Origin of the sequence: Conexibacter woesei DSM 14684, from assembly GCF_000025265.1 — a bacterium.
In the GTDB taxonomy this organism is placed as follows: domain Bacteria; phylum Actinomycetota; class Thermoleophilia; order Solirubrobacterales; family Solirubrobacteraceae; genus Conexibacter; species Conexibacter woesei.
Genome location: NC_013739.1, coordinates 439,335 through 463,803 on the forward strand (window position 1 = coordinate 439,335; position 24,469 = coordinate 463,803).

Below are 24,469 nucleotides of genomic sequence, written 5' to 3' on the forward strand. Positions count from 1 at the left end.
TCGATTGACTTTCGATTGATCTATCGATAGAACTCTCGCGTCCCTGATGGAGGAGAGGCGAGACGTGGTGAGTGAGGAGCACCGCCGCGAGGCGGCGATGCTGGACGTCGGCGGGCTGACCGTCGAGTTCGGAGGCGTGCGCGCGCTGGACGGCGTGCGGTTCGCCGTGCCGGCGCGGCAGGTCTGCGGGCTGATCGGCCCCAACGGCGCCGGCAAGACGACGCTCTTCAACTGCGTCAGCCGCTTCGTCGACCCGACCGGCGGCACGCTGTCGGTCGCCGGCAGCGACCTGCTGGCGCGCCGCGCGCACGAGGTCGCCGCGCTCGGCGTCGCGCGGACGTTCCAGAACCTCGGCCTGCTCGACGCGCTCAGCGTCCGCGAGAACGTCAAGCTCGGCTCTCCCGCCCAGCGCGACGGCACCCCGTGGCGCGCGCTGCGCGGCGGGCTCGCACGCGAGGACGCGCTCGACGCCCGCGCCGACGACGTGCTCGCGCTGCTGGGACTGGCGGACGCCGCCGAGCGGCGGCCGGGCGAGCTGCCGTTCGGCACGCTCAAGCGCGTCGAGCTGGCGCGCGCGCTGATGGGCGAGCCGCACCTGCTGCTGCTCGACGAGCCCGCCAACGGGCTCAGCCACGGCGAGGTCGACGAGCTGGCGCAGCTGCTGCTCGGCGTGCGCGAGCGGCTCGACCTGACGCTCGTGCTCGTCGAGCACCACATGGGCATGATCCGCGCCGTCGCCGACCGCGCCGTCGTGCTCGACTTCGGCCGCGTGATCGCCGACGGCGAGCCCGAGCGCGTCTGCGTCGACCCGGTCGTCGTCGAGGCGTACCTCGGGACGGCGGCGGCCGCATGAGCTTGCTGTCCGCCGAGGGGCTCGTCGCCGGCTACGGCCGCGGCACCGTCCTGCACGGGATCGACTTCCACGTCGAGGAGGGCGAGGCGATCTCGCTGCTGGGCGCCAACGGCGCCGGCAAGACGACGACGCTGCGCGCGCTCTCCGGCATGGTCGCGGCGAGCGGCGCGCTCGCCTTCGACGGCCACGACCTCGCCCGCCAAGGCCCCGACGGCCTCGCCCGCCTCGGCGTCGCGCACGTGCCGCAGGGGCGCGGGATCTTCGCGCCGCTGACGGTCGAGGAGAACCTCCGCATCGGCGCCCACGTGCGGCGCGACCGCGCCGGCGTGCGCGCCGACCTCGCGCGCTGCCTGGAGCTGTTCCCGCGGCTGCGCGAGCGCGCCCGCCAGCGCGCCGGCACGCTCAGCGGCGGCGAGCAGCAGATGCTCGCGCTCGCGCGGGCGCTGATGCGCCGGCCGCGGCTGGTGCTGCTCGACGAGCCGTCGCTCGGGCTCGCGCCGAAGGTCACGCGCGAGCTGTTCGCGGTGCTGCGCGGCCTGCGTCACGACGAGGGCCTGTCGCTGCTCGTCGTCGAGCAGAACGCCGACCTCGCGCTCGACCTCGCCGACCGCGCGTACGTGCTGGAGAGCGGGCGTGTCGTGCTCGACGGCGACGCCGCCACCATCCGCGCGGACGAGGGAACTCGCCGCGCCTACCTGGGCTACTGAGGAGGACGCGTGGAGCGTTTCGTGCAGGTGCTCGTCGACGGTCTCGCCGACGGCTCGGTCTACGCCGCGCTGGCGCTGGCCCTCGCCCTCGTCTACCGCACGACGGGGATCGTCAACTTCGCCCAGGGCGAGATGGCGATGTTCAGCGCGTTCGCGGTCTGGGGCCTGACGCGCGGCGGCGTCGCGCTCGGCCTCGCGGTCCCGTTCGTGATCGCCGGCTCGTTCGTCGCCGGGATGGCGCTGGAGCGCGTCGCGATCCGGCCGCTGGAACGACGCGACACGCTCTCGATCGTGATCGCGACGTTCGGGCTCTCGATCCTGCTCAACAGCGTCGCGGGGATGATCTGGGGCACCGAGACGTACGCCTTCCCGAGCCTCTTCGGCGGCGACGTGACGGAGCTGCTCGGCGTCCACCTCGGCGTCGACGCGCTCGCGACCGCCGGCCTGCTGATCCTCGTGCTGGCGCTGCTGTGGCTGCTGTTCGAGCGCACCCGCGTCGGCCTCGCGATGCGCGCCGCCGCGGTCGACCCGGCGGCGGCGACGCTGATGGGCGTGCGTGTCGGGCGCACGCTGATGCTCGGCTGGGGCCTGGCGGCGGCGGTCGGCGCGCTCGCCGGCGTGCTCGTCGCGCCCGACCTCTTCCTCGACGTGCACATGATGGCCGGGGTGCTGATCTACGCGCTCGCGGCGGTCTGCCTCGGCGGCTTCGACAGTCCCTTCGGCGCGGTGATCGGCGGCTGGATCGTCGGGATCGCGCAGAGCCTGACGACCGCGTACGTCGACTTCATCGGGACCGAGCTGTCGGTGCTCGTGCCGTTCACCGTGATCCTGCTCGTACTGCTCGTGCGGCCGCAGGGCCTGTTCGGGACGCGCGCGGTGGTGCGGGCATGAGCGCGCTGCGCCTGCACCTGAGCACGCCGCGCGGCCGCGCGCTGCTGAGGTTCGCGCCGGCGGCGCTGCTGCTCGTCGCGCTGGTCGCGCCGTTCGCGCTCGCGCCCTACCAGGTGAGCCAGCTGACGACCGTCTGGATCTACGCGACCGCCGTCCTCGGACTCAACCTGCTGACCGGCCACACGGGCCAGATCTCCGCCGCGCAGGGCGGCTTCTTCGCGATCGGCGCCTACACCGCCGCGATCCTGCTCGACCGCGGCCTGCTGCCGCCGCTGCTGACGCTCCCGGCGGGCGCGCTCGTCGCGCTGCTCGCGGGCGTCGCGCTCGGCCTGCCCGCGCTGCGGCTGCGCGGCCTCTACCTGGCGCTCGTGACGCTCGCCGTCGCGGTCGTCGTCCCGGTCGTCGCCAAGCGCGCCGACGGGCTGACCGGCGGCGCCGGCGGCATGACGGTCGACACGCTCGCCGCACCGACGTGGAGCGGCCTCGCCGACGACCAGTACCTCTACCTCGTCGCGGTCGCGCTGGCGGTCGCCGGCTTCGGCCTCGCCGTGCGGATGACGCGCGGCGCGAGCGGCCGTGCGCTGACCGCGGTCCGCGATGGCGAGGTGACGGCCGCCGTCGTCGGCGTGAACATCGCGCGCGTGAAGCTCCAGGCGTTCGGCGTCAGCGCCGCGTACGCCGGCGCCGCCGGCGCGCTCTACACGCTCGCGGTCGGCTTCGTCGCACCCGAGTCGTTCACGCTGCTGCTCGCGTTCGCGTTCCTGACGGCGATGATCGTCGGCGGGGCTCGAACGCTCGTCGGCGCGCTGGTCGGCGCGCTCTTCATCGAGTACGTGCCGGCGACCGCGGCCGACGTCGACCCGTCGCTGACGGGCGTCGTCTACGGCGCCGCGCTGCTGCTCTGCGTCTATCTGCTGCCGGCGGGGATCGTCGGCGCGCTGCAAACCACCAGGAGGTAGGGATGTCGATGAGGTTCAGTCGCGCCGCGATCGCGGCGCTGATGGTCGCTGCCCTGAGCGCCGCCGGCTGCGGCCGCAGCGGCGAGAGCGAGACGACGGCGGGCGAGGCCGGGAGCCCCGGCATCACCGACACCGAGATCAAGCTCGGCGGCACGTTCCCGTACAGCGGGCCGGCGTCGGCGTACGCGACGCTCGCGAAGTCGATGAGAGCCCACTTCGCGATGGTCAACGAGGCGGGCGGCGTCGACGGTCGCAGAATCACGTTCGAGACGCTCGACGACGGCTACGACCCGACGAGAGGGCTGCAGGCGACGCGCAGACTGGTCGAGCGCGACGGCGTCTTCGCGATCTTCGGCACCGGCGGCACGCCGGTCAGCGTCGCGACGATGGACTACCTCAACGACAGAGACGTCCCGCAGGCGTTCGTCACCAGCGGCGTCTCGCTGTTCGGCGCCGACCCGGAGAGATTCCCGTGGTCGATCGGCTTCGCGCCCGACTACGTCACCGAGGGCCGCATCTACGCCGCGTGGCTGAAGCGAGAGCACCCCGACGCGAAGGTCGGGATCCTCTACCAGAACGACGCGCTCGGGAAGGACTACCTCGCGGGCTTCGAGCCGGCGCTGGAGGGCAGCGGCGTCAAGGTCGTCGACAAGCAGAGCTACGAGGTGACCGACCCCTCCGTCGCCTCGCAGGTGTCGCGCCTCAAGAGCGCCGGCGCCGACACGCTCGTGCTGTTCACGACGCCGAAGTTCGCCGCGCAGGCGATCGCCGAGAAGCACGACCTCGGCTGGGACCCGACCGTCGTGCTCGACTCGATCTCGTCCTCGCCGGGGCAGACGCTGGAGCCGGCCGGGCTCGACGCCGCGAGAGGGCTCGTCACCGCCGCCTACTACAAGGATCCGAACAACCCCAGATTCAGCGGCGACGCCGACGTCAAGGCGTACCTCGAGGCGATGAGAAGGTGGGCGCCCGACGTCGCCGTCGACGATCCGTTCGCGCTGATCGCGTGGGCCGAGACGGCGACGCTGATCGAGACGCTGAAGCAGATGGAAGAGCCGACGCGCGAGAGCTTCATGGCCGCCGCGCGCGACCTCGACGTCGCCTCATCGATGCTGCTGCCGGGCATCAGAGCGACGACCGGTCCCGATGACGGCTACCCGCTGCAGGCGATGCAGATCGCCCGATTCGACGGCAGAACGTACGACCTCGAAGGCGAGATCATCGAGGGGACGGCGAGATGAGCGCCGCGCTCGAATCGGCCCGCGGCCTGACGATCGACGCCGCCGGCCATCGCACGAACTACATGGAGGAGGGAGAGGGGCCGCCCGTCGTGCTGCTGCACGGCTCCGGCCCCGGCGTCTCTGCGCACGCCAACTGGGCCGACGTGATCGGCCCGCTCGCGGCGGCCGGCCACCGCGTCGTCGCGCCCGACATCGCCGGCTTCGGGCTGACCGAGCTGAAGCCCGACGGCGCGTACGACATCAAGGTCTGGGTCAGCCACCTGATCGGCGTGCTCGACGCGCTCGGGATCGAGCGCGCGGCGCTCGTCGGCAACTCGTTCGGCGGCGGGATCTCGCTCGCCGCCGCGCTGCGCCACTCCGACCGCATCTCGCGGATGGTCCTGCTCGGCACGCCGGCCGGCGAGTTCGCGCTGACGCCCGGCCTGCGGGCCGGCTGGGAGTACGAGCCGAGCCCGGCGGCGATGCGCGCGCTGCTGGAGCTGTTCCCGCACGACCGCGCGTTCGTGACGGACGCGATGGTGCAGGCGCGCTACGAGGCGAGCGCGCGGCCGGGCGCGCAGGAGGCGTTCCGCAAGCTGATCCCGGCGCCCGCGCCGGACGGCGCCGAGACGATCGTGCGCGGGGTGCCGGAGAAGGCGCTGCGGACGATCGAGCTGCCGACGCTGGTCGTGCACGGGCGCGAGGACCACGTCGTCCCGTTCGAGCTGGGGCTGCGGATCCACCGCTGCATCGCAGGCTCGGAGCTGCACGCGTTCGGCGACTGCGGCCACTGGGTGCAGGTGGAGCGCCGGCGGCAGTTCCTGCGGCTGGTGACCGACTTCCTCGGCGACGGGGGTGCGTGGTGAGCGCGCCGGCCGCGCGGCGCGGCGGGCGCGTGCCGCTGTGCCGCGTCGGCGAGCTGGCGCCGGGCGAGATGCGACGGGTCGTCCGCGAGGACGGCCCGCCGCTGGCGGTCTACAACGTCGACGGTGTCTTCCACGCCACCGACGACACCTGCACGCACGCGAGAGCGAGCCTGACCGAGGGCGACCTCGATGGCTGCGAGGTCGTCTGCCCCGTGCACATGGGCGCGTTCGACGTGCGCTCCGGGGAGCCGCTGTGCTTCCCGGTCACGCGGGCGCTGCGCACGTACGAGGTCGCGGTCGAGGACGGGGTCGTCTGGGCGCTTGACAGTGCCCCGGCGCGCTCCTAGTATCGGTCTCGATCAATAGATCAATCGAGTGGAGAGAACAGTGACGTACCCGGCCACCGACCGACTGCGGCCGTCCGATCTCGTGGACACGGCAGCCGGCAGGATCGACCGCCGCATCTTCGTGTCGCCCGAGCTCTACCAGCTGGAGCTGGAGCGGATCTTCGCGCGCTGCTGGATGTTCGTCGGGCACGAGAGCCAGGTCCCCGAGCCCGGCGACTTCGTGCAGGCGTGGATGGGGCAGGACCAGGTCATCGTCGTGCGCCAGAGAGACGGCTCGATCAACGCCTTCCTCAACTCGTGCCCGCACCGCGGCAACCGCGTCTGCCACGCCGAGGCGGGCAGAACGCGCTCGTTCCAGTGCAACTACCACGGCTGGGCGTTCGGCCTCGACGGGAGGCTGCGCGGGATCCACGAGACGAGCGCCTACGACCGCGAGCCCGGCTGGGACGCGAGCGGGATCGGCCTGCCGCCCGTCGCGCAGATCGACACGTACAAGGGCCTCGTCTTCGCGACCTTCGACGAGCAGGCGCCGAGCCTCGGCGACTACCTCGGCGACTTCCGCTGGTACCTCGACGTCGTGCTCGACAACGACCCCGGCGGCACCGAGTTCGTCGGCGGCTCGATCCGCTCGGTGATGCGCTGCAACTGGAAGCTCGCGGCCGAGAACTTCGCCGGCGACGCGCTCCACGCCGGCTGGACGCACGACTCCGGCGCGAACGCGATGCTCGGGCAGAGCGTGCCCGAGCTGGCCGAGGAGGAGTCCTACCAGGTCAACGTCAACGGCCACGGCTGGGAGTTCAACCTCGACACCGTCGGCAACGCCGCGACGTTCGGCGACCGCCGCGTGCTCGACTACCTGCGCGAGCAGGACGCGCACGTGCGCGAGCGGCTCGGCGACCTGCGCGCCCGCATGGTCGGCTCGATCTCGTCCGTCAACGTCTTCCCCAACCTGTCGTTCCTGCCGGGCCAGAACACGTGGCGCACGTGGGTCCCGAAGGGCCCCGGGCTGACCGAGCTGCACACGTGGGTGCTCGTCAACAGGAACGCGCCGGAGGAGGTCAAGGAGGCGTACCGCAGAGGCGCGATGATGACCTTCTCGCCCTCCGGCGTGTTCGAGATGGACGACGGCGAGAACTGGGAGTACTCGACGCGCACGAACGAGGGCGTCGTGACGCGGCGCCAGCCGCTGCACTACGCGCTCGGGCTCGACAGCCGCATCGACCATCCCGAGCTGCCGGGCAACGTCTTCCGCTCGCAGATCAACGACGCCAACCAGCGCGCCTTCTACGCGCGCTGGGCCGAGCTGCTGGAGGACGAGCGGTGAGCCCCGAGGTCCAGCACGAGGTCGAGGCGTTCCTCAACCGCGAGGCGCGGCTGCTCGACGGCGAGCGCTACGACGAGTGGCTCGCGCTGCTCGCCGACGACGTCCACTACTGGGTGCCGGGGATCGAGAACCGCAACCGGCGCGACAGGCTCGGCGCGTTCAGCGCGGGCCACATGGCGTACTTCGACGACGGCCGCGAGGACCTCGCGCGCCGGATCGCGCGCTTCACCTCCGACACCGCCTGGGCGGAGAACCCGCCGACGCTCCACCTGCACCTCGTCTCCAACGTCGAGGTCGAGCCCGCCGATCGGCCCGACGAGCTGCTCGCGCACTCGGTCATCGTCTGCCACCGCTGGCGCTACGAGAAGGACGAGGACGTCCTCTACGGCCGCCGCGAGGACGTCCTGCGGCGGACCCCGGACGGGCTCCTGATCGCACGCCGGCGCGTCGTCATCAGACACAACATTCTGCCCGCCAAGAACCTCAACACGTTCCTCTGATGGCGGGCCGGCTGGAGGGACAGGTCGCGCTCGTGACCGGCGGCGGCAGCGGCATCGGGCTCGCTGTGGTGGAGCGCTACGTCGCGGAGGGCGCGCGCGTCGGCGTGCTGCAGCGCAGCCCCGGCCCGGCGCAGGCGCTGCGCGAGCGCTTCGGCGACGGCGTCGTGCGGGTGGTCGAGGGCGACGTGCGCAGCGCCGCTGACCAGCGGCGCGCGGTCGCCGACACGGTCGCCGCGTTCGGCGGGCTCGACGCGCTCGTCTGCAACGCGGGCGTGTGGGACTACGGCCGCGCGCTCGAGCGCTACGACGACGACGCGCTCGTCGCGACCTACCGCGAGCTGCTCGACGTCAACGTGCTCGGCTGCGTGCTCGCGGTCGCCGCCGCGCGCGAGGCGCTGGTCGCCAGCCGCGGCGCGGTGATCCTGACCGGCTCGCCGAGCGGCCGCTTCGCCGGCGGCGGCGGGCCGCTGTACGTCGCCTCCAAGCACGCCGTCGAGGGGCTCGTGCGCCAGCTCGCATTCGAGCTGGCGCCGGAGGTGCGCGTCAACGCGGTCGCGCCCGGCGCGACCCGCACCGCGCTGCGCGGCCCCGCCGCGCTCGGCCTCGGCGAGCGCCGGCTCGACGAGCAGGAGCAGCTGACCGATGCCATCGCGCAGCAGCTGCCGCTCGGCGTCGTCGCCGAGCCGGCCGACCACGCGTCGCTGTACGTGCTGCTCGCCGCGCGCGAAGAGTCGTCCTTCATGACCGCGTCGGTGCTGCGCTCCGACGGCGGTGTCGAGGTGCGCGGCGGCGGGGCGGCGCGCGCCGCCGCTGCGGGAGCGGCCCGATGAGCGTCGCCTTCGACGCGCTCACCGAACGGCTGCGCGTGCCCGCGATCGCCGCGCCGATGTTCCTCGTCTCCGGCGTCGACCTGGTCCTCGCCGCCTGCCGCGCGGGCGTGATCGGCGCCTTCCCGGCGCCGAACGCGCGCACGGTCGAGGAGCTGGACGAGTGGTGCGGCGCGATCCGCGCCGGGCTCGGACCCGGCGACGCGCCATGGGCGCTCAACCTCGTCGCGCACCGCACCTACGCGCGGCTCGCGCAGGAGGTCGAGGCGATCGAGGCGCACCGCCCGCCGCTCGTGATCACCGCGCTCGGCAGCCCGGCCGCCGTGATCGAGGCGGTCCACGCCTACGGCGGCGTCGTGCTCGCGGACGTCAGCACGACGCGCCACGCGGAGAAGGCGCTCGCGGCCGGGGCCGACGGGCTCGTGCTCGTCAGCGCCGGCGCCGGCGGCCACACCGGCTCGTACAACCCGTTCGCGTTCGTGCACGAGCTGCGTGCCTCGTTCGGCGGGCCGCTCGTGCTGTCCGGCGGCATCGCCGACGGCCGCGCGATCGCCGCCGCGCGCGTCCTCGGCGCCGATCTCGCGTACGTCGGCACGCGCTTCATCGCGACGCGCGAGAGCCTCGTGCCCGACGCCTACCGCGAGATGGTCGTCGCCTGCGCGCTCGCGGACGTCGTGCAGTCGGACCGGCTCACCGGCGCGCCCGCGAACTGGCTCGCGCCGAGTCTCGCCGCGGCAGCCGCTGAGAACGGCGGGGGCGACGGCCGCGCGATCGACTTCTCCGGGATCGCCGGCGCGGAGCGCAAGCGCTGGCGCGACGTCTGGGCGGCGGGCCACGGCCTCGCCGGCGCGACCCGCATCTGCACCACGGCCGAGCTCGTCGACGAGCTGGCGAACCAGTACGAGGAGGCCACAGCACGATGACACCCGAGGAACGCCAGCAGGCCGCCGACGCGCTCGCCGAGGCGGCCGCGAGCCGCACGCCGATCGCGCCGCTGACCGAGCGCTGGGACGGCATGACGATCGCCGACGCGTACGAGGTTCAGCTGCTCAACGTCCGCCGCCAGGTCGCGGCCAGCGCCCGCGTGCGCGGCCACAAGGTCGGCCTCGCGTCGAAGGCGATGCAGCAGCAGGTCGGGGTCCACGAGCCGGACTTCGGCCACCTGCTGCACGACATGTTCGCGTACGAGGAGGAAGCGCTCGCAGCCGACCGCTTCATCGCGCCGCGCGTCGAGGTCGAGCCGGCGTTCGTGCTCGGCCGCTCGCTCGCGGGGCCGGGCGTCACCGTCGCCGACGTCGTGCGCGCGGTCGACTGCGTGCTGCCGTCGCTGGAGATCGTCGACAGCCGCGTCGCCGACTGGCGGATCCGGATCGAGGACACCGTCGCCGACAACGCCTCCTCCGGCGCGCTCGTGCTCGGCGGCCGCCCGCTGCGGCTCGTCGACTTCGACCCGCGCACGGTCGGCGCGTCGCTCTCGATCAACGGCGAGATCCGCCAGACCGGCTCGACGGCCGCCGTGCTCGGCAACCCGCTGACCGCCGTCGCGTGGCTGGCGAACAAGGTCGCGACGTTCGGCGTCGAGCTGGCGGAGGGCGACGTCGTCCTGCCCGGCTCGTGCACCCGCATGGAGCCGATCGCGCCCGGCGACGTCGTGCGCGCCGACTTCGACCGTCTCGGACACGTCGCGTTCCACGTGGAGGGAGCAGCATGAGGAAGGCCACCGCCGCGATCGTCGGCTCCGGCAACATCGGGACCGACCTGATGTACAAGCTGCTGCGCTCGGAGTGGGTCCAGCCGCGCTGGATGGTCGGCGTCGACCCCGCCAGCGAAGGGCTCGCGCGGGCGCAGGCCGAGGGCCTCGAGACGACCGCCGAGGGCGTCGACGCGCTGCTCGACGGCGACGAGCTGCCCGACATCCTGTTCGAGGCGACCTCCGCCTACGTCCACGCCGCCAACGCGCCGCGCTACCGCGAGGCTGGCATCCTCGCCGTCGACCTGACGCCGGCCGCGCTCGGGCCGTACGTCGTGCCGCCCGTCAACCTGCGCGAGCACCTCGGCGAGCCGAACCTCAACATGGTCACGTGCGGCGGGCAGGCGACGATCCCGATCGTCGCCGCCGTCAGCCGCGTCGCCGAGGTCGAGTACGCCGAGATCGTCGCCTCGGTCGCGTCCGTCTCGGCCGGCCCGGGGACGCGCGCGAACATCGACGAGTTCACGCGCACGACCGCCGCCGCCGTCGCCGCAGTCGGCGGGGCGAGACGCAGCAAGGCGATCATCGTCTTCAACCCGGCCGAGCCGCCGATGATCATGCGCGACACCGTCTACTGCTCACTGCCGCCCGGCGTCGATCGTGACGCGATCGCGCGCTCGATCGGTGAGATGGTCGCCGACGTGCAGGAGTACGTGCCCGGCTACCGGCTGCTGACCGAGCCGCAGTTCGACGGCGACCGCGTCGCGGTCCTGCTCGAGGTCGAGGGCGCGGGCGACTTCCTGCCGCCGTACAGCGGCAACCTCGACATCATGACCGCGGCCGCGGCGAAGGTCGGCGACGAGCTGGCGCGCCTGCGCGTCGGCGCGGGGGCGTCGCGATGAGCGCCGCGGCTCAGGCGCCCGCGCGGCTCGACGTGCGCGTCACCGACACCTGCCTGCGCGACGGCTCGCACGCCGTCGGCCACCGCTTCACGCGCGAGCAGGTGCGCGACGTCGTCGCCGCGCTCGACGCGGCCGGCGTGCCGGTGCTGGAGGTCACGCACGGCGACGGGCTCGGCGGCAGCTCGTACAACTACGGCTTCTCCGGCACGCCCGAGCGCGAGCTGATCGCGACCGCGGTCGCGACGGCGAGACGCGCGCGGATCGCCGCGCTGATGCTGCCCGGCGTCGGCACCGCGGACGACATCCGCGCCGTCGCCGACCTCGGCGTCGAGGTGATCCGCGTCGCGACCCACTGCACCGAGGCCGACGTCGCGATCCAGCACTTCGGGCTCGCGCGCGAGCTGGGGCTGGAGACGGTCGGCTTCCTGATGATGTCCCACTCGCAGCCGCCCGACGTGCTCGCCGCGCAGGCGCGCGTGATGGCCGACGCCGGCTGCCAGTGCGTCTATGTCGTCGACTCGGCTGGCGCGCTCGTGCTGGAGCAGGTCGCCGAGCGGGTCGAGGCGGTCGGCGCCGAGCTGGGCGACGACGCGCAGGTCGGCTTCCACGGCCACGAGAACCTCGGCCTCGCGATCGCGAACACGGTCGCCGCCGTCCGCGCCGGCGCGGCGCAGGTCGACGGCTGCACGCGGCGGCTCGGCGCCGGCGCCGGCAACACGCCGACGGAGGCGCTGGCAGCCGTCTGCGAGAAGCTCGGGATCGAGACCGGCCTCGACGTGCTCGCGCTTGCCGACGCGGCGGAGGAGGTCGTGCGCCCGGCGATGGCGGCCGAGTGCACGCTCGACCGCGGCGCGCTGCTGCTCGGCTACGCCGGCGTCTACTCGTCGTTCCTCAAGCACGCCGAGCGCTCCGCCGAGCGCTACGGCGTGTCGACCGCTCAGATCCTGCTGGCGTGCGGCGAGCGCCGGCTCGTCGGCGGGCAGGAGGACCAGATCATCGCGATCGCCGCGGACCTCGCGGCGGCGCGCAAGGAGGAGGCCGCATGACGCCGTACCAGCTGTCGATCGCGGCGCTGCTGCGCCACGGCGCGGCGATCCACGCCGACAGCGTCGTGCGCTGCTACGACGGCGAGCGTGTCGAGCGCTGCACCTACGCCGACGTCGTCGCCGACGCGGCACGGCTCGCCGCCGGCCTGGAGTCGCTCGGCCTCGGCCCCGGCGACCGCATCGGCGTCGGGCTGTGGAACACGCGCGAGCACCTCGCCGCGTTCCTCGCGATCCCGGCGATGGGCGCGACGATCCACACCGTCAACCCGCGCCTGTCCGCCGAGCAGCTGACGTTCGTGCTCGCCGACGCGGAGGACCGGCTGCTGGTGCTCGACGCGACGATGCTGCCGGCGTTCGCCGGCGTCGACCTCGGGCCGGTCGAGCACGTCGTCGTCGTCGGCGGAGTGGACGACGCGGCGCACGCCGCGCTGGCGGCGCTCGACCGGCCGTGGACGCCGCACGGTGCGCTGGTCGACGGCCGGCCGGAGACGTATGAATGGCGCGACGGCGACGAGCTGGACGTCGCGACGCTCTGCTACACGACCGGCACGACCGGCGAGCCGAAGGGCGCGGCGTACACGCAGCGCCACGTCGTGCTGCACTCGCTCGGCGAGTGCTCGGCGAACACGCTCGCGATCAGCCGGGACGACGTCGTGATGCCGATCTCGCCGATGTTCCACGTCAACGCGTGGGGGCTGCCGTACACCGCCTGGCTCGCCGGCGCGGACCTCGTCCTGACCGGTCGCCACGTGCAGGGCGAGCACCTGATCCGGCTGATCGAGCAGGAGCGCCCGACCGTCGCGGCCGGCGTCCCGACGATCCTCGCCGACGTGCTGCGCTGCGGCGAGGGCCGGGCACTGGATCTGTCGAGCCTGCGGCTGCTGATGAGCGGCGGCTCGCCCGTCCCGCGCGCCGTCGTCGAGCAGTTCGACCGGCGCTGGGGCGTGCCCGTCACGCAGGCGCTCGGGATGACCGAGAACGGCCTGCTCGCGCTCGCCCGCCCGCCGGCCGGCGCCGACCGCGAGGAGGCGATCGGCTGGCGCTCGCGGACCGGGCGCGTGATCGCCGGCGTCGAGGTGCGCGCGGTCGCCGAGGACGGCACGCCGCTGCCGGCCGACGGCGAGAGCGCCGGCGAGCTGGAGGTGCGCGGCTGGTGGGTCGTCGGCTCCTACTGGAACGGCCGCGGCGCCGACCGCTTCCGCGACGGCTGGCTGCGCACCGGGGATGTCGGCACCGTCGACCGATCCGGCTGGATCGAGATCAGCGACCGGCTCAAGGACGTGATCAAGTCCGGCGGCGAGTGGATCTCCTCCGTCGCGGTCGAGGCGGCGGCGATGGAGCATCCCGCGGTCGCCGAGGCAGCCGTGATCGCCGTGCCTGACGAGCGCTGGTTCGAGCGGCCGCTCGTCTGCGTGGCGCTGCGCGACGGCGCGCGGCTGAGCCCCGGGGAGCTGCGCGCGTTCCTCGCCGAGCGGCTGCAGAGCTGGTGGCTGCCCGAGCGGGTCGCGTTCGTCGCGGCGGTGCCGAAGACGAGCGTCGGCAAGTTCGACAAGAAGGCGCTGCGGCGCCAGCTCCAGGACGGCGAGCTGGAGATCGAGCTGACGCGCTCGGCGAGCGACGCGCCCGCGAGGCCATGACCGCGCTCCACGCACCGGGTGCCCGCGTCGCGATCGCGGGAGGATCGCTCGCGGGCCTGTCCGCCGCGCGGACGCTGCGCGCGGAGGGCTTCGACGGCGAGCTGACGATCGTCGGCGCCGAGCCGCACCTGCCGTACGAGCGCCCGGCGCTGTCGAAGGCGGCGCTCGGCGGCGCGGTCGCCCCGGCCGAGCTGGCGGTGTCGCTGGCGCTCGACCTCGGTGACCTCGATGCGACCTGGCGGCTGGGGACGCGCGCCGCCGCTCTCGACCTCGGCGCTCGCGAGCTGCGGCTCGACGGCGGCGAACGGCTCGCCTACGACGGCCTCGTCGTCGCGACCGGCGCGGCGCCGCGCGCGCTGCCCGGCTGCGAGGTCCCGGTCCACCGCCTGCGCACGCTCGAGGACGCCGCCGCGTTGAACGCCGCGCTCGCGACCGGCGGCCGCCTCGCGATCGTCGGCGGCGGCTTCATCGGCTGCGAGGTCGCGGCGGGCGCCCGTGCGCGCGGGCTCGACGTGACCGTGATCGAGGGCGCCGCGGCGCCGCTGGCAGCGCCGCTCGGCGCCGCCGTCGCGCACGCGCTCGCGGCCCGCCTGCGCGCGCTCGGCGTCGAGCTGCGCTGCGGGCGCGGCGTCAGCGCCGTGTCCGAGGCCGGCGTGACGCTCGACGACGGCACGCTGCTCGAAGCCGACCACGTGCTCGTCGCGATCGGCGCGAGCCCGGCGACCGGCTGGCTCGCCGGCAGTGGTCTCGTCTGCCGCGACGGCGTCGTCTGCGACTCCGAGTGCGCGACCGCCGGCAGCCGCGTCGTCGCGGCCGGCGACGTCGCGCGCTGGTGGCATCCCGGCTGCGGCCGGCGCGTCCGCGTCGAGCACTGGGAGCACGCCGAGCTGCACGGCGCGGCGGCGGCGCGGCGGCTGCTGCACGGCCCGCGCGGCGTGCCGTTCGCACCGGTGCCGTTCGTCGCCTCCGAGCTGGGGCCGCACGTGCTCCACCTCGCCGGCTGGCCGCGCGGCGGCCTGGAGCTGCTCGACGGCGCGCTCGACGACGGGCCGTTCGCCGCCGCATGGGTCGACGGTCCGCACGTCAGCGGCGTCGTCGCGCTCGACAGCCCGCGCGCCTTCCGCCGTCTGCGTCGCCGTCTCGACGGCGGCCTCGCGGCCGCCGATCTGCACGCGGCGGCCGCCGCGTGACCAAGACCGCATCGACATCACCCGGAGGAGCACCATGACCCCCCGCCTCGTGAAACTCGGGCACATCGCCCTCTCGACCCCGGACCTGGAGCGCTCGCTCTGGTTCTTCCGCGACGTCGTCGGGCTCGACGAGGTCGAGCGCGCCGACGGCGTCGTCCACCTGCGCGCGTGGGGCGAGCGCGAGCACCACTCGCTCAGCCTGCGTGCGGGCGAGACCGGCGTCGACCACATCGCCTGGCGCGCGTCGGCGCCTGGCGACGTGGAGGCGTTCGCGGCCCGGCTGGAGGCCGGCGGCGTCGCCGTCGAGCGCGTCCCCGCCGGCACCGAGGCCGGGCAGGGCGACGCGATCCGCTTCTCGAGCCCCGGCGGCCACCCGTACGAGATCTACTTCGACGTCGACCGGCCGCCGGCCGCCGAGGAGATCCGCTCGCGGCTGGGCAGCAGCGTCTCGCGGATGTGGCGGCGCGGGATGTCGCCGCGGCGGATCGACCACGTCAACGTCGCCGCGCGCGACGTCGACGCCGGCACCGAGTGGCTGTCGCAGCAGCTCGGGATGCAGCTGCGCGAGTTCATCCGCCCGACCGGCCGCGGGATCGTCTCGTCGTGGATGGCGGTCACCTCGCAGGTGCACGACGTCGCGCTGACGCGCGAGCTGGCCGGCCGCGACGGGCGGCTGCACCACCTCGCCTACTGGTTCGACACGCGCGACGACGTGATGCGCGCCGCCGACATCGCGGTCGACCAGGGCCTCGCGATCGACCTCGGGCCCGGCATGCACGGGGTCAGCCGCGGCTTCTTCTGCTACCTCAGAGACCCGGGCAGCGGCCATCGGCTGGAGCTGTTCACCGGCGGGTACCAGATCTACGACCCCGACTGGGAGCCGGTCGAGTGGACCGAGCGCGACATCAGGGAGGGGCTCGTCTGGTGGGGGCCGGAGTACACGCCCGGCCGCGGCCACGTCTTCGACGAGACCACGCCCTGCGGCGCGGCCGCCTGAGCCGCCTGAGCCGCGCGTCGCGGCGGCCGCCGCGACGCGCGGGGCGCTCAGCCCTGCGGCGCGGCCGCCCCCGCTCTCAGCCCGAGCAGGTCCGAGAAGGCGCCGGCCAGCTCCTCCGGGCCGTAGCGGCCCTCGGGCTTGTACCAGCGGTAGGTCCAGCTGAGCATCCCGAGGATCGCCTCGGTCAGCACGTGGGTCGGGTGCTCGGCCGGCAGCACGCCGGCCTCCTGGCAGCGTCTGACGACGTCGTCGACGCGGCGCACGTACTGCAGCTGCGAGTCGTAGACGGCCTCGGCGACGTCGGCCGGGATCGCGCGCTGCTCCTGCCAGTAGACCGCCCACGTCAGTCTGTTGACGGCGAGCGCCTCGGTGAACGCCACGATCACGTTGCGCAGCTGCTCGGCGGGATCGGCGGCGTCGCGCAGGCCGCGCTCGAGCGCCTCGGTGAAGTCGCGGTCGACCTGCCGCGCGATCTCGGCGATCAGCTCCTTCTTCGCGCCGACGTAGTGGTAGATCGACGGCTGGCTGAGCCCGACGCGCTCGGCGATCTCCTTCGTCGTGCCGCGTTCGAAGCCGTGCTCGAAGAAGACCTCGGCGGCGCCGTTGAGGATGTCGCGCCGCTTGCGGTCCCAGTCGGAGTCGTCGGCCGGAGGAGGGGTACGGGGGCTCGTGACCATCGCTGAAGTCTATCTCGGTCGATAGACCGATAGACGACCGCGCGAGGTGCGCCGGGCGAGGCGAGCCGCGATCCGCGGGGATCCGTGAGAATGGACGCGGATGACTCGGGTCGAGCTGTTCGGTCGTGCGCGCGAGGTCGCCGTTCTCGCCGAGCTGGTGGCGGCCGCGAGCGCCGGCGAGGGCGCGCTCGCGTGGCTCCAGGGTGAGGGCGGGATCGGCAAGTCGGCGCTCGTCGCCTCCGCGGCGGACGTCGCGCGCGAGCACGGGATGGCGGTCCTGTCGGCAGGCGCGGACGAGCTGGAGCGCCACCGCCCGTTCGGCGTGCTGGTCGACTGCCTCGGCGTCGGCGGGCGCAGCGACGACGCCCGGCACACGGCGGTCGCGCGGCTGCTCGCGGCCGACGCGACCCCGGCGCCGGAGCCCGACGAGCCGAACCTGCGCGGCGGCGGCGAGCTGACGTTCGGGATCGGCGAGGCGCTGCTCGCGCTCGTCGAGGAGCTGTGCTGCGAGGCGCCGGCGCTGCTGGTGCTGGAGGACCTCCAGTGGGCGGACGTGCAGTCGCTGGAACTGCTCGGGCGGCTCGCCAGACGTGCCGCCGAGCTGCCGCTCGCGGTCCTCTGCACGGCACGCGTGGCGCCGCGCCGCGCCGCGGTCGAGCGCGCCGTCGCGCGCTCGCTGGAGCGCGGTGCGCGCCAGCTTGTGCTGGCGCCGTTGGACGCGGCGGCCGCGGACGCGCTCGCCGCTCGTCTCGCGGGCGGCCCTCCCGGCACCAACCTGCGTGCGCGCGTGGCGGCGTGCGGTGGCAACCCGCTGTTCGTCAGCGTGCTCGTCGACGCGCTCGAAGCCGGCGGCGCGATCGAGCGAAGCGCCGGCGGCGAGGCCGAGATCGCGAGCGCAGCGGACCCCGTGCCCGCGTCGCTCGCGCTCGCCGTGCTCGGCCGGCTGCGGGCGCTGCCGGCGGAGACGGTCGAGCTGCTCGGGCTGGCGTCGGTGCTCGGCTCGGAGTTCGCGCTCGCCGAGCTGGCGGCGCTGACGGGGCGGCCGGTGGCGGCGCTGTCGGCGCCGGTGCGGGAGGCGCTGGCGGCGGGCGCGCTGGTCGAGCGCGGCGAACGCCTCGGCTTCGGTCACGACGTCGTCCGCGAGGCGCTCTACGACGACCTGCCGCGGAGCGTGCGCGCCGGTCTGCACCTGGAGGTAGGGCGCGCGCTGGCGGCGGCGGGCGCCGACGCGGCCGCGGTCGCCGAGCACCTCGTGCGCGGAGCGGCGCCGGGTGACGCCGAGGCGGTCGCGTGGCTGGAGCGCGCCGCGCGGGAGGCGGCGTCGCGCAGCGCGGGCGTCGCCGCCGAGCTGCTGGAGGCCGCGCTCGAACTGGCCGCGCCCGGCGATCCCGCGCGCGGGCGGCTGGAGGCGGAGCTGGCGCTGAGCCTCGTCGCCGCGGGCCGGCGTCAGGACGGCGAGGCGCTGGCGCGCTGCGTGCTGGACGATCGCGCCTATTCGCCCGGAGAGGGGGCGCTGCGGCTCGCGCTGGCGCGCTCGCTGCTCGAACGCGGGCGCCTCTTCGACGCGCTCGCGGAGGCCGGGCGCGCCGCCGAATCGCCGGGCGTCGGCGCGGTCGACCGCGCCGAGGCGCTGGCGTACGCGACGATCGGCTCGCTGCTCGCGCACGACCTCGACGCCGCAGCGGCGGAGGCGCGGCACGCGCAGGCGGTCGCGGAGGAGGCCGGCGCGACCCACGTCGTCGCGGTGTCGCTGACGCGCCGCGCGCACGTCGCGGGCTTTCGCGGCGAGTTCGCCGAGCAGGAGCGGCTGGCGGCGCGGGCGGTCGCCGTTGCGGTGCAGGACGGCGGGCGCGAGGTCCAGCACGCGTCGCACGCGCACCTCAACCACGCGCTCGCGCTGGCCGACTGCGACCGGCCGCACGACGGCGTCGCGGCGGTCGCTGCCGGCCGCCGCGTGTACGAGCGGCTGGGGATGGAGGAGACGCTGCGCAACTCGCATCACTACGCGGGCTATCCGCTGATGCTCGCCGGCCGCTGGGACGATGCGCTCGCGGAGCTGGAGACCGCCTCGGCGCTGAGCGAGGAGTCCGACATCGGCTGGACGGTCGACGTGCTCGCGACGCGGGCGGTGCTGCTCGCGCGGCGCAACGAGCTGGAGGCGGCGCGCGCGCTGGTCGACGCCGCGACGCAGGCGCTCGCGGCGGGTGCGCCGGAGTTCCGCCTCGGCTGGCCGGCGTGGGCGCAGGCGCTGGTGCAGGAGGCGGAGGGCGATCGCGACGGCGCGCTGGAGACGCTGTGGAGCGCGTGGACGCGCGTCGGCGCGGCGGGCGCGGTCGGCGAGCAGCGCACCTTCGCGCCCGACCTCGCGCGGATGCTCGCCGCCGCCGGCGACGCCGCGCGCGGCGCGGAGGTCGCCGCGGCCGTCGAGGCGCTCGCCCGCGGCAACCCGGAGCTGGAGACGATCGAGGCGCTGGCGCTGCGCTGCCGCGCGCTCGCCGGCGGCAGCGGCCGCGACGGCGACGCGGCGGGCGGTGGCGCCGGCGACGGGGCCGACGCTCTGGCGCGGGCGGCCGAGCGCTATCCCGACGGCCCGCGTCCGCATGAGCGAGCGCTCGCATACGAGGACGCGGCGGTCGCGTTCGTCGCCGCCGGGCGGCTCGACCGGGCCCGAGCGTTCGCCGACGAGGCGCTGGAGGCCTACGCGCGGCTGGGTGCGCGGCGCGACGCCGCACGTGCCGAGGGCCGGCTGCGCGCGGGCGGCCTGCGGCGCGGCCGGCGCGGCAGCCGCACCCGCGCGACCGACGGCTGGGAGGCGCTGACGCCGAGCGAGCGGCGCGTCGCCGAGCTGGCCGCGGAGGGGCTGTCGAACCCGCAGATCGCCGAGCGTCTGGTGATCTCCCGGCACACGGTCGCGACGCACGTCTCGCATGCGCTGGCGAAGCTCGGGCTGCGCTCGCGCTTCGAGCTGGCCGCCGCTCGCCGCGCCGAGTGACCCCCTGGCGCCGCGCGCCCGCCGCGCGCCGCCCGCTGCCGGTCTCGTCGAGCAACGCGCTCGCCTCCTCGCCTCCTCGACTTCTCGCGCGTCTCGCGGCCACATCTCTGCGGCTGCGTCTGCGGCTGCGTCGTCTGCCGTCGCCGCCCGCCGCCGGCCGACTAGTACAGTGTACTAGTACCGGTACGACGTACTAGAGATGGGGACGGGCATGCAGCAGCAGACGCAGCAGGAGCAGGACGGCGCCGCGGAAGCACGTCGGCGCGGGCGGCGGTGGTGGGCGCTGCTGGTGATCGCGCTCGCGCAGCTGATGATCGTGTTGGACGGCACGATCGTGAACATCGCGCTGCCGTCGATGCAGGCGGACCTGGGGATGTCCGACGCCGACCGGCAGTGGGCGATCACCGCCTACGCGCTCGCGTTCGGCGGGCTGCTGCTGCTCGGCGGGCGGATCAGCGGCATCTTCGGTCATCGCCGCACGTTTCTCGTCAGCCTGATCGGCTTCGCGGGCGCCTCCGCGCTCGGCGGCGCGGCGACCGGCGCCCCGATGCTGGTCGGCGCGCGCGTGCTGCAAGGAGCGTTCGCGGCGGGCATGGCGCCGGCGGCGCTGTCGCTGCTGATCCTCACCTTCACCGATCCGCACGACCGCGGCCGGGCGTTCGGCGTCTACGGCGCGATGGGCGCCGCCGGGTCGGGCGTCGGGCTGCTCGCCGGCGGCGTGCTGACCGAGTTCCTCGACTGGCGCTGGTGCCTGTGGGCGAACGTGCCGATCGCCGCGGTCGCGCTGCTCGGCCTCCCGTTCGTGCACCGCGACGAGCCCGCGGGCGGCGCCGGCCGGCTCGACGTCCCGGGGGCGCTGCTGAGCGTCAGCGGGCTGGCGGCGCTCGTCTACGGCTTCGGCGAGGCGGGACCGCGCGGCTGGGACGACCCGCTCGTGGTCGCGATGCTGGCCGCGAGCGTGCTGCTGTTGGCGCTGTTCGTCGTCGCGGAGTCGCGCGCGAAGGACCCGCTGCTGCCGCTGCGCGTGATCGTCGACCGCGTGCGCGGTGGCGCAGTCCTGACGACGACGCTGATGATGGCGGCACTGTTCGGCTGCTTCCTGTTCCTCAGCTACTACGCGCAGACCGTGCTGGGCTACACGCCCGTCGAGGCGGGGCTGACGGTGATGGTGCTGGTCGCGGGCAGCCTCACGGGCTCGCTGCTGATCGCGGCGCGGCTGCTGTCACGCGTCAGCGCGCGCACGCTGATCGTGCCGGGCCTGCTCGCGATGGCCGCCGGGCTGCTGCTGCTGTCGCGTCTGGAGGCGGACAGCGAGCACGTCCTCGCGCTCTACCTGGTCCCCGCCCAGCTCGTGATCGGCGTCGGCCTCGGCGTCGTGCTGACCGCGGCGACGAGCCTCGCGACGGCGGGCGTGCAGGTCGCCGACACGGGCAGCGCGTCGGCGACGTTCAACGCGGCGCAGCAGGTCGGCGGCGCGCTCGGCACGGCGCTGTTCAACACCGTCGCGGTCGTCTCCGGCTTCGGCCCCGCGCTGCTGGTGTCGGCGGGGATCATGCTCGCGGCCGCGCTCGTCGCGGCGCTGCTGCTCGGCGCGCGCGCGGCGGATCCGCCTCAGCTGTCGTAGTAGAGCGCGAACTCCCACGGATGCGGGCGCAGCCGCACCTCGTCGATCTCGGCGCGCTTGTGCGCGACGTACGCATCGAGCAGGTCGCGCGTGAAGACGTCGCCGTCGAGCAGGAAGTCGCGGTCGGCCTCGAGCGCGTCGAGCACGGCGTCGAGCGAGGTCGGCGCCTGCCGGATGCTCTGTTGGCGCTCAGGCGGCAGCTCGTAGAGGTTCGCGTCGACCGGGTCCGGCGGCTCGGTGCGGTGGCGGATGCCGTCCAGCCCCGCCATCAGCATCGCCGCGAACGCGAGGTAGGGGTTGGCGGTCGGGTCCGGCGAGCGGAACTCGACGCGCTTGCTCTTCGGGGAGCTGAAGTAGACCGGCACCCGCACCGCGGCGGAGCGGTTGCGCTGTGAGTAGAGGAGGCTGACCGGCGCCTCGTAGCCGGGCACGAGCCGCTTGTAGGAGTTCGTCGTCGGCGCGCTGAACGCGAGCAGCGCCGGTGCGTGCGCGAGCAGCCCGCCGACGTAGTGCCGCGCGAGCTCCGACAGCAGTCCGTAGCCGTCCGCGTCGAACATCAGCGTCTCGCCGGCGCGCCACAGCGACTGGTGCGTGTGCATGCCGGAGCCGTTCTCGGCGAAGATCGGCTTCGGCATGAACGTCGCGGTCTTGCCGGCCCGGCGGGCGACGTTGCGGACGACGTACTTGTAGAGCTGGACTGCGTCGGCCATCTGCAGCAGCGGCAGGAAGCGCAGGTCGATCTCGGCCTGGCCGGGGCCGCCGACCTCGTGGTGGTGGACCTCGACGACGACGCCCATGCGTTCGAGCGTCAGCGCCATCCGGCCGCGCAGGTCGGCGAGCGTGTCGAGCGGCGGTGCGGGGAAGTAGCCCTGCTGGGAGCGGTTGCGCGACGCGAGGTTGGGCGTCAGGCGCTCGCCGTTGCTGCTGAAGCCCGCACCCGCGTTCCAGAATCCCTCGCCCGAGTCGACCTCGTAGAAGGCGCGGTTGGCCTGCTGCGCGTACGCGACGTGGTCGAAGACGTAGAACTCGGCCTCGGGCCCGAAGAAGGCGGTGTCGGCGACGCCCGACGCGGCGAGGTGCCGCTCGGCCTTGCGCGCGACGTGCCGCGGATCGCGCGAGTACGGCGCGCCGGTGGCGGGATCGCGCACGTCGCACACGAGCGACAGCGTCGGCTGCTCGTGGAACGGGTCGATGACGGCCGTCGAGGGATCCGGCACGAGCAGCATGTCGGACTCGTCGATCGACTGGAAGCCGCGGATCGAGGAGCCGTCGAAGCCGGCGCCCGCGGTCAGCAGGTCCTCCTCCAGCTCGCGCGCCGCGACCGCGAAGTGCTGCCACGTGCCGGGCAGGTCGGTGAACTTCAGGTCGACGAGCCGCGCGTCGTGCTCGCGCGCGAAGGCGGCGACGTCGTCCGGACCAGCTCCCTGGCTGTGCAGATCCGACACACAAGATCTATGCCCCCGGCGTGTGGGCCTGAACCGGCCGCCCGCCACCTGATAGACAGGGCGCGGGAGATGACCGCCGGCGAGCGCGAACACGAGCACGAGGTGGAGGACGAGGGCTCCGTCGGCTACGAGCGGGCGGTCGCCTTCTCCGACGGCGTCTTCGCGATCGCGATCACGCTGCTGGTGCTCGGGCTCGGCGTGCCCGAGGTGGCGGACGGCGAGCTGCCGGACGCGCTGCGCGACCTCGGCCCGCAGGTGATGTCGTACTTCATCGGCTTCGCCGTGATCGGCGCGTTCTGGCTCGGCCACCACCGCTTCTTCGGCGTGCTGCGGCGCTTCGACTCGACGCTGCTGGTGCTGAACCTCGCGTTCCTCTCGTTCATCTCGCTGATGCCGTTCACGACCGGCCTGCTCGGCCGCTACGGCGGCGTCGAGGCCGCGGTCGTGGCGTACGCCGCCAACGTGATCGCGGCGAGCGCGGCCGACACCGCGATGCTGTGGGTCGCACTGCGCCGCAGACTGCTGGCGCCCGGGCACGGGCGCGACCCCCGCGCGCGGCTGTTCGCCTCGTTCTTCCCGGGGCTCGTCTTCCTCTGCTCGATCCCGGTCGCGCTCGCCGCCCCGAGAGCAGCGCCGTACACGTGGCTGGCGCTGTTCCTCGGCGGCCCGCGCGTGGCGCGCCTGTGGGCGCGGGCGCGCGGCCGGTGACCGCGGCTCAGCGCGCGACCGGCGGCGCCGCCCGCGCGGCGCCGGCCGGCAGGAGCGTGTCGAGCAGCGTCTCGGCCAGCTCGATGCAGCGCTCGCGCGGGTAGTCCTCGAAGCCGAGCAGCACCTTCGGCCAGAGTCCGTTGAGGGCGGCGGCGATCAGGTCGGCGACGTCGGCCGCCGGCGCAGCGGTGGAGAACTCGCCGCGGTCGATGCCGTGCTGCACCAGCTCGGCCAGCGTCGCACGCCAGCGCCGCGCGATGTCCTCGGTGTGGACGACCAGCTCGGGCTCGTGCAGCGCGACGTTCCAGCACTCGAGCTGGAGCACGGCCTCGGCGCGCTGCTCCTCGTCGGCGGGGAGGATCGACCCGACCGACTTGCGCAGCCAGTCGCGCGCGGAGGCGTCCGGGTCGAGCTCCTCTGAGAGCTGCATCGTGGCGACGGCGCCGGCCCAGCGCAGCGCGGCCAGCAGCACGGCCTCACGTGTGCGGAAGTGGTGCAGCACCGTCGCGGCCGAGACGCCGGCCTCGTCCGCGATGTCGCTGATGCGCGTCTCGGCGAAGCCGCGCGCGACGATCGCGGTCGCCGCGCCGCGCAGGATCGAGGTCAGCTTCGGGTCGGCGATCAGGTCGTCGCTGGGCAGCGACACCCGCGTCGACGGCTCGCGACCGGGCTCGTCGCCGAGGCCGGCGCGCAGCTCGAAGGCGCCGGCCGGCAGCTCGCGCAGGCGGCGCAGCATCCGCCACGACGTCGCGTAGGAGACGCCGGCCTCCGCCGCCAGGGCGGTGGGCGTGAGCTGCGGGTCCTCGCGCAGCATCGCGGTCGCGACGAACCACGTCCCCAGCGGCGTTCGCGAGCCCTCGAACGCCGTCCCGGCACGCGGGTCGAGCGCCATCTCGCAGACCCTGCAGGCGTAGCGGATGTCGCCGCGGCGCAGCCTGAAGGGGCGGTCGGCGCCGCACCGCGGACAGTAGGCGTGACGGCCGTCGTCGCTGAGGCGGCGCCACAGCCACGCGGCGCAGGTCTGCTCGCTGGGTCTCCTGGGCACGGGGCTGAACATACCGCTTCGT

The 24,469-nt window shown here is 74.5% G+C and carries 23 protein-coding genes; 20 read left to right on the forward strand and 3 right to left on the reverse strand.

Annotation, left to right across the window (positions count from 1 at the left end; genetic code table 11):
• Window positions 1-67 precede the first annotated feature (67 nt).
• From CWOE_RS02140 to CWOE_RS02220, 17 genes are read left to right on the forward strand one after another with little or no spacing between them, the layout of a single operon-like run.
• Window positions 68-853, forward strand: a complete 786-nt coding sequence (locus CWOE_RS02140; protein ID WP_201447119.1) for an ABC transporter ATP-binding protein — start codon at window positions 68-70, stop codon at window positions 851-853.
• Entirely contained in the window at window positions 850-1,560 is a 711-nt protein-coding gene (locus tag CWOE_RS02145) for an ABC transporter ATP-binding protein (protein WP_012931918.1), read from the forward strand. Before CWOE_RS02140 ends, CWOE_RS02145 begins: the two co-directional genes overlap by 4 nt.
• A 9-nt stretch (window positions 1,561-1,569) precedes the next feature.
• Complete coding sequence (locus tag CWOE_RS02150) at window positions 1,570-2,451, forward strand: branched-chain amino acid ABC transporter permease (protein ID WP_012931919.1); 882 nt, start codon at window positions 1,570-1,572, stop codon at window positions 2,449-2,451.
• Window positions 2,448-3,410, forward strand: coding sequence for a branched-chain amino acid ABC transporter permease (locus CWOE_RS02155; RefSeq protein ID WP_012931920.1), 963 nt, complete (start codon window positions 2,448-2,450; stop codon window positions 3,408-3,410). Before CWOE_RS02150 ends, CWOE_RS02155 begins: the two co-directional genes overlap by 4 nt.
• Before the next feature lie 2 nt (window positions 3,411-3,412).
• Window positions 3,413-4,651: an ABC transporter substrate-binding protein gene (locus CWOE_RS02160; protein ID WP_012931921.1), complete on the forward strand. Its 1,239-nt coding sequence runs from the start codon at window positions 3,413-3,415 to the stop codon at window positions 4,649-4,651.
• On the forward strand, window positions 4,648-5,496 hold the full coding sequence (locus CWOE_RS02165) for an alpha/beta fold hydrolase (protein ID WP_012931922.1): 849 nt from the start codon (window positions 4,648-4,650) through the stop codon (window positions 5,494-5,496). The genes CWOE_RS02160 and CWOE_RS02165 overlap by 4 nt, the downstream gene beginning before the upstream one ends.
• Window positions 5,493-5,843 (forward strand): non-heme iron oxygenase ferredoxin subunit, encoded by a 351-nt coding sequence (locus CWOE_RS02170; protein WP_201447121.1) that lies wholly within the window; start codon window positions 5,493-5,495, stop codon window positions 5,841-5,843. The genes CWOE_RS02165 and CWOE_RS02170 overlap by 4 nt, the downstream gene beginning before the upstream one ends.
• A 40-nt stretch (window positions 5,844-5,883) precedes the next feature.
• Window positions 5,884-7,167 (forward strand): aromatic ring-hydroxylating oxygenase subunit alpha, encoded by a 1,284-nt coding sequence (locus CWOE_RS02175; protein ID WP_012931924.1) that lies wholly within the window; start codon window positions 5,884-5,886, stop codon window positions 7,165-7,167.
• Entirely contained in the window at window positions 7,164-7,667 is a 504-nt protein-coding gene (locus CWOE_RS02180) for a 3-phenylpropionate/cinnamic acid dioxygenase subunit beta (RefSeq protein ID WP_012931925.1), read from the forward strand. Before CWOE_RS02175 ends, CWOE_RS02180 begins: the two co-directional genes overlap by 4 nt.
• A complete protein-coding gene (gene hcaB, locus CWOE_RS02185; RefSeq protein WP_012931926.1) occupies window positions 7,667-8,497 on the forward strand; it encodes a 3-(cis-5,6-dihydroxycyclohexa-1,3-dien-1-yl)propanoate dehydrogenase in 831 nt (276 codons plus the stop codon). Before CWOE_RS02180 ends, hcaB begins: the two co-directional genes overlap by 1 nt.
• Window positions 8,494-9,417, forward strand: coding sequence for an NAD(P)H-dependent flavin oxidoreductase (locus tag CWOE_RS02190; protein ID WP_012931927.1), 924 nt, complete (start codon window positions 8,494-8,496; stop codon window positions 9,415-9,417). The genes hcaB and CWOE_RS02190 overlap by 4 nt, the downstream gene beginning before the upstream one ends.
• Complete coding sequence (locus CWOE_RS02195; RefSeq protein ID WP_012931928.1) at window positions 9,414-10,205, forward strand: 2-keto-4-pentenoate hydratase; 792 nt, start codon at window positions 9,414-9,416, stop codon at window positions 10,203-10,205. The genes CWOE_RS02190 and CWOE_RS02195 overlap by 4 nt, the downstream gene beginning before the upstream one ends.
• Window positions 10,202-11,086, forward strand: a complete 885-nt coding sequence (locus CWOE_RS02200) for an acetaldehyde dehydrogenase (acetylating) (protein ID WP_012931929.1) — start codon at window positions 10,202-10,204, stop codon at window positions 11,084-11,086. The genes CWOE_RS02195 and CWOE_RS02200 overlap by 4 nt, the downstream gene beginning before the upstream one ends.
• Entirely contained in the window at window positions 11,083-12,132 is a 1,050-nt protein-coding gene (dmpG, locus tag CWOE_RS02205) for a 4-hydroxy-2-oxovalerate aldolase (RefSeq protein WP_012931930.1), read from the forward strand. Before CWOE_RS02200 ends, dmpG begins: the two co-directional genes overlap by 4 nt.
• Window positions 12,129-13,769: a long-chain-fatty-acid--CoA ligase gene (locus CWOE_RS02210; protein ID WP_012931931.1), complete on the forward strand. Its 1,641-nt coding sequence runs from the start codon at window positions 12,129-12,131 to the stop codon at window positions 13,767-13,769. Before dmpG ends, CWOE_RS02210 begins: the two co-directional genes overlap by 4 nt.
• Window positions 13,766-14,959, forward strand: coding sequence for an NAD(P)/FAD-dependent oxidoreductase (locus tag CWOE_RS02215; RefSeq protein WP_012931932.1), 1,194 nt, complete (start codon window positions 13,766-13,768; stop codon window positions 14,957-14,959). The genes CWOE_RS02210 and CWOE_RS02215 overlap by 4 nt, the downstream gene beginning before the upstream one ends.
• 34 nt (window positions 14,960-14,993) lie before the next feature.
• Entirely contained in the window at window positions 14,994-15,956 is a 963-nt protein-coding gene (locus tag CWOE_RS02220; RefSeq protein ID WP_012931933.1) for a VOC family protein, read from the forward strand.
• A 47-nt stretch (window positions 15,957-16,003) separates the two neighbouring features.
• On the opposite strand, the gene CWOE_RS02225 is transcribed toward CWOE_RS02220, so the two are convergent.
• Window positions 16,004-16,633 (reverse strand): TetR/AcrR family transcriptional regulator, encoded by a 630-nt coding sequence (locus CWOE_RS02225; protein ID WP_012931934.1) that lies wholly within the window; start codon window positions 16,631-16,633, stop codon window positions 16,004-16,006.
• A gap of 100 nt (window positions 16,634-16,733) precedes the next feature.
• On the opposite strand from CWOE_RS02225, the gene CWOE_RS02230 reads away from it, so the two are divergent.
• Both CWOE_RS02230 and CWOE_RS02235 read left to right on the forward strand, forming a co-directional pair.
• On the forward strand, window positions 16,734-19,625 hold the full coding sequence (locus tag CWOE_RS02230) for an ATP-binding protein (RefSeq protein ID WP_012931935.1): 2,892 nt from the start codon (window positions 16,734-16,736) through the stop codon (window positions 19,623-19,625).
• Window positions 19,626-19,836: 211 nt separating this feature from the next.
• On the forward strand, window positions 19,837-21,249 hold the full coding sequence (locus tag CWOE_RS02235; RefSeq protein WP_012931936.1) for an MFS transporter: 1,413 nt from the start codon (window positions 19,837-19,839) through the stop codon (window positions 21,247-21,249).
• Here CWOE_RS02235 and glnA read toward each other — a convergent pair.
• A complete protein-coding gene (gene glnA / locus CWOE_RS02240) occupies window positions 21,237-22,694 on the reverse strand; it encodes a type I glutamate--ammonia ligase (RefSeq protein ID WP_012931937.1) in 1,458 nt (485 codons plus the stop codon). The two genes, CWOE_RS02235 and glnA, sit on opposite strands and share 13 nt — an antisense overlap.
• Before the next feature lie 69 nt (window positions 22,695-22,763).
• Here glnA and CWOE_RS02245 point away from each other — a divergent pair, with 69 nt between their 5' ends.
• Window positions 22,764-23,402: a TMEM175 family protein gene (locus CWOE_RS02245; RefSeq protein WP_012931938.1), complete on the forward strand. Its 639-nt coding sequence runs from the start codon at window positions 22,764-22,766 to the stop codon at window positions 23,400-23,402.
• Window positions 23,403-23,409: 7 nt separating this feature from the next.
• Here the strand turns inward: CWOE_RS02245 and CWOE_RS02250 are convergent, their stop codons facing one another.
• Window positions 23,410-24,447 carry a TetR family transcriptional regulator C-terminal domain-containing protein gene (locus CWOE_RS02250; RefSeq protein ID WP_160165464.1) on the reverse strand — a complete coding sequence of 346 codons (1,038 nt, stop codon included), beginning with the start codon at window positions 24,445-24,447 and terminating at the stop codon, window positions 23,410-23,412.
• Window positions 24,448-24,469: the final 22 nt, after the last annotated feature.

What these genes read in the sequence shown, in the direction of transcription:
- CWOE_RS02145 (WP_012931918.1), top strand. Translation starts at nt 850, where the DNA reads ATGAGCTTGCTGTCCGCCGAGGGGCTCGTCGCCGGCTACGGCCGCGGC.
- CWOE_RS02155 (WP_012931920.1), top strand. Translation starts at nt 2,448, where the DNA reads ATGAGCGCGCTGCGCCTGCACCTGAGCACGCCGCGCGGCCGCGCGCTG.
- CWOE_RS02160 (WP_012931921.1), top strand. Translation starts at nt 3,413, where the DNA reads ATGTCGATGAGGTTCAGTCGCGCCGCGATCGCGGCGCTGATGGTCGCT.
- CWOE_RS02165 (WP_012931922.1), top strand. Translation starts at nt 4,648, where the DNA reads ATGAGCGCCGCGCTCGAATCGGCCCGCGGCCTGACGATCGACGCCGCC.
- hcaB (WP_012931926.1), top strand. Translation starts at nt 7,667, where the DNA reads ATGGCGGGCCGGCTGGAGGGACAGGTCGCGCTCGTGACCGGCGGCGGC.
- CWOE_RS02190 (WP_012931927.1), top strand. Translation starts at nt 8,494, where the DNA reads ATGAGCGTCGCCTTCGACGCGCTCACCGAACGGCTGCGCGTGCCCGCG.
- CWOE_RS02195 (WP_012931928.1), top strand. Translation starts at nt 9,414, where the DNA reads ATGACACCCGAGGAACGCCAGCAGGCCGCCGACGCGCTCGCCGAGGCG.
- CWOE_RS02200 (WP_012931929.1), top strand. Translation starts at nt 10,202, where the DNA reads ATGAGGAAGGCCACCGCCGCGATCGTCGGCTCCGGCAACATCGGGACC.
- dmpG (WP_012931930.1), top strand. Translation starts at nt 11,083, where the DNA reads ATGAGCGCCGCGGCTCAGGCGCCCGCGCGGCTCGACGTGCGCGTCACC.
- CWOE_RS02210 (WP_012931931.1), top strand. Translation starts at nt 12,129, where the DNA reads ATGACGCCGTACCAGCTGTCGATCGCGGCGCTGCTGCGCCACGGCGCG.
- CWOE_RS02215 (WP_012931932.1), top strand. Translation starts at nt 13,766, where the DNA reads ATGACCGCGCTCCACGCACCGGGTGCCCGCGTCGCGATCGCGGGAGGA.
- CWOE_RS02220 (WP_012931933.1), top strand. Translation starts at nt 14,994, where the DNA reads ATGACCCCCCGCCTCGTGAAACTCGGGCACATCGCCCTCTCGACCCCG.
- CWOE_RS02225 (WP_012931934.1), bottom strand. Translation starts at nt 16,633, where the DNA reads ATGGTCACGAGCCCCCGTACCCCTCCTCCGGCCGACGACTCCGACTGG.
- CWOE_RS02230 (WP_012931935.1), top strand. Translation starts at nt 16,734, where the DNA reads ATGACTCGGGTCGAGCTGTTCGGTCGTGCGCGCGAGGTCGCCGTTCTC.
- CWOE_RS02235 (WP_012931936.1), top strand. Translation starts at nt 19,837, where the DNA reads ATGCAGCAGCAGACGCAGCAGGAGCAGGACGGCGCCGCGGAAGCACGT.
- CWOE_RS02245 (WP_012931938.1), top strand. Translation starts at nt 22,764, where the DNA reads ATGACCGCCGGCGAGCGCGAACACGAGCACGAGGTGGAGGACGAGGGC.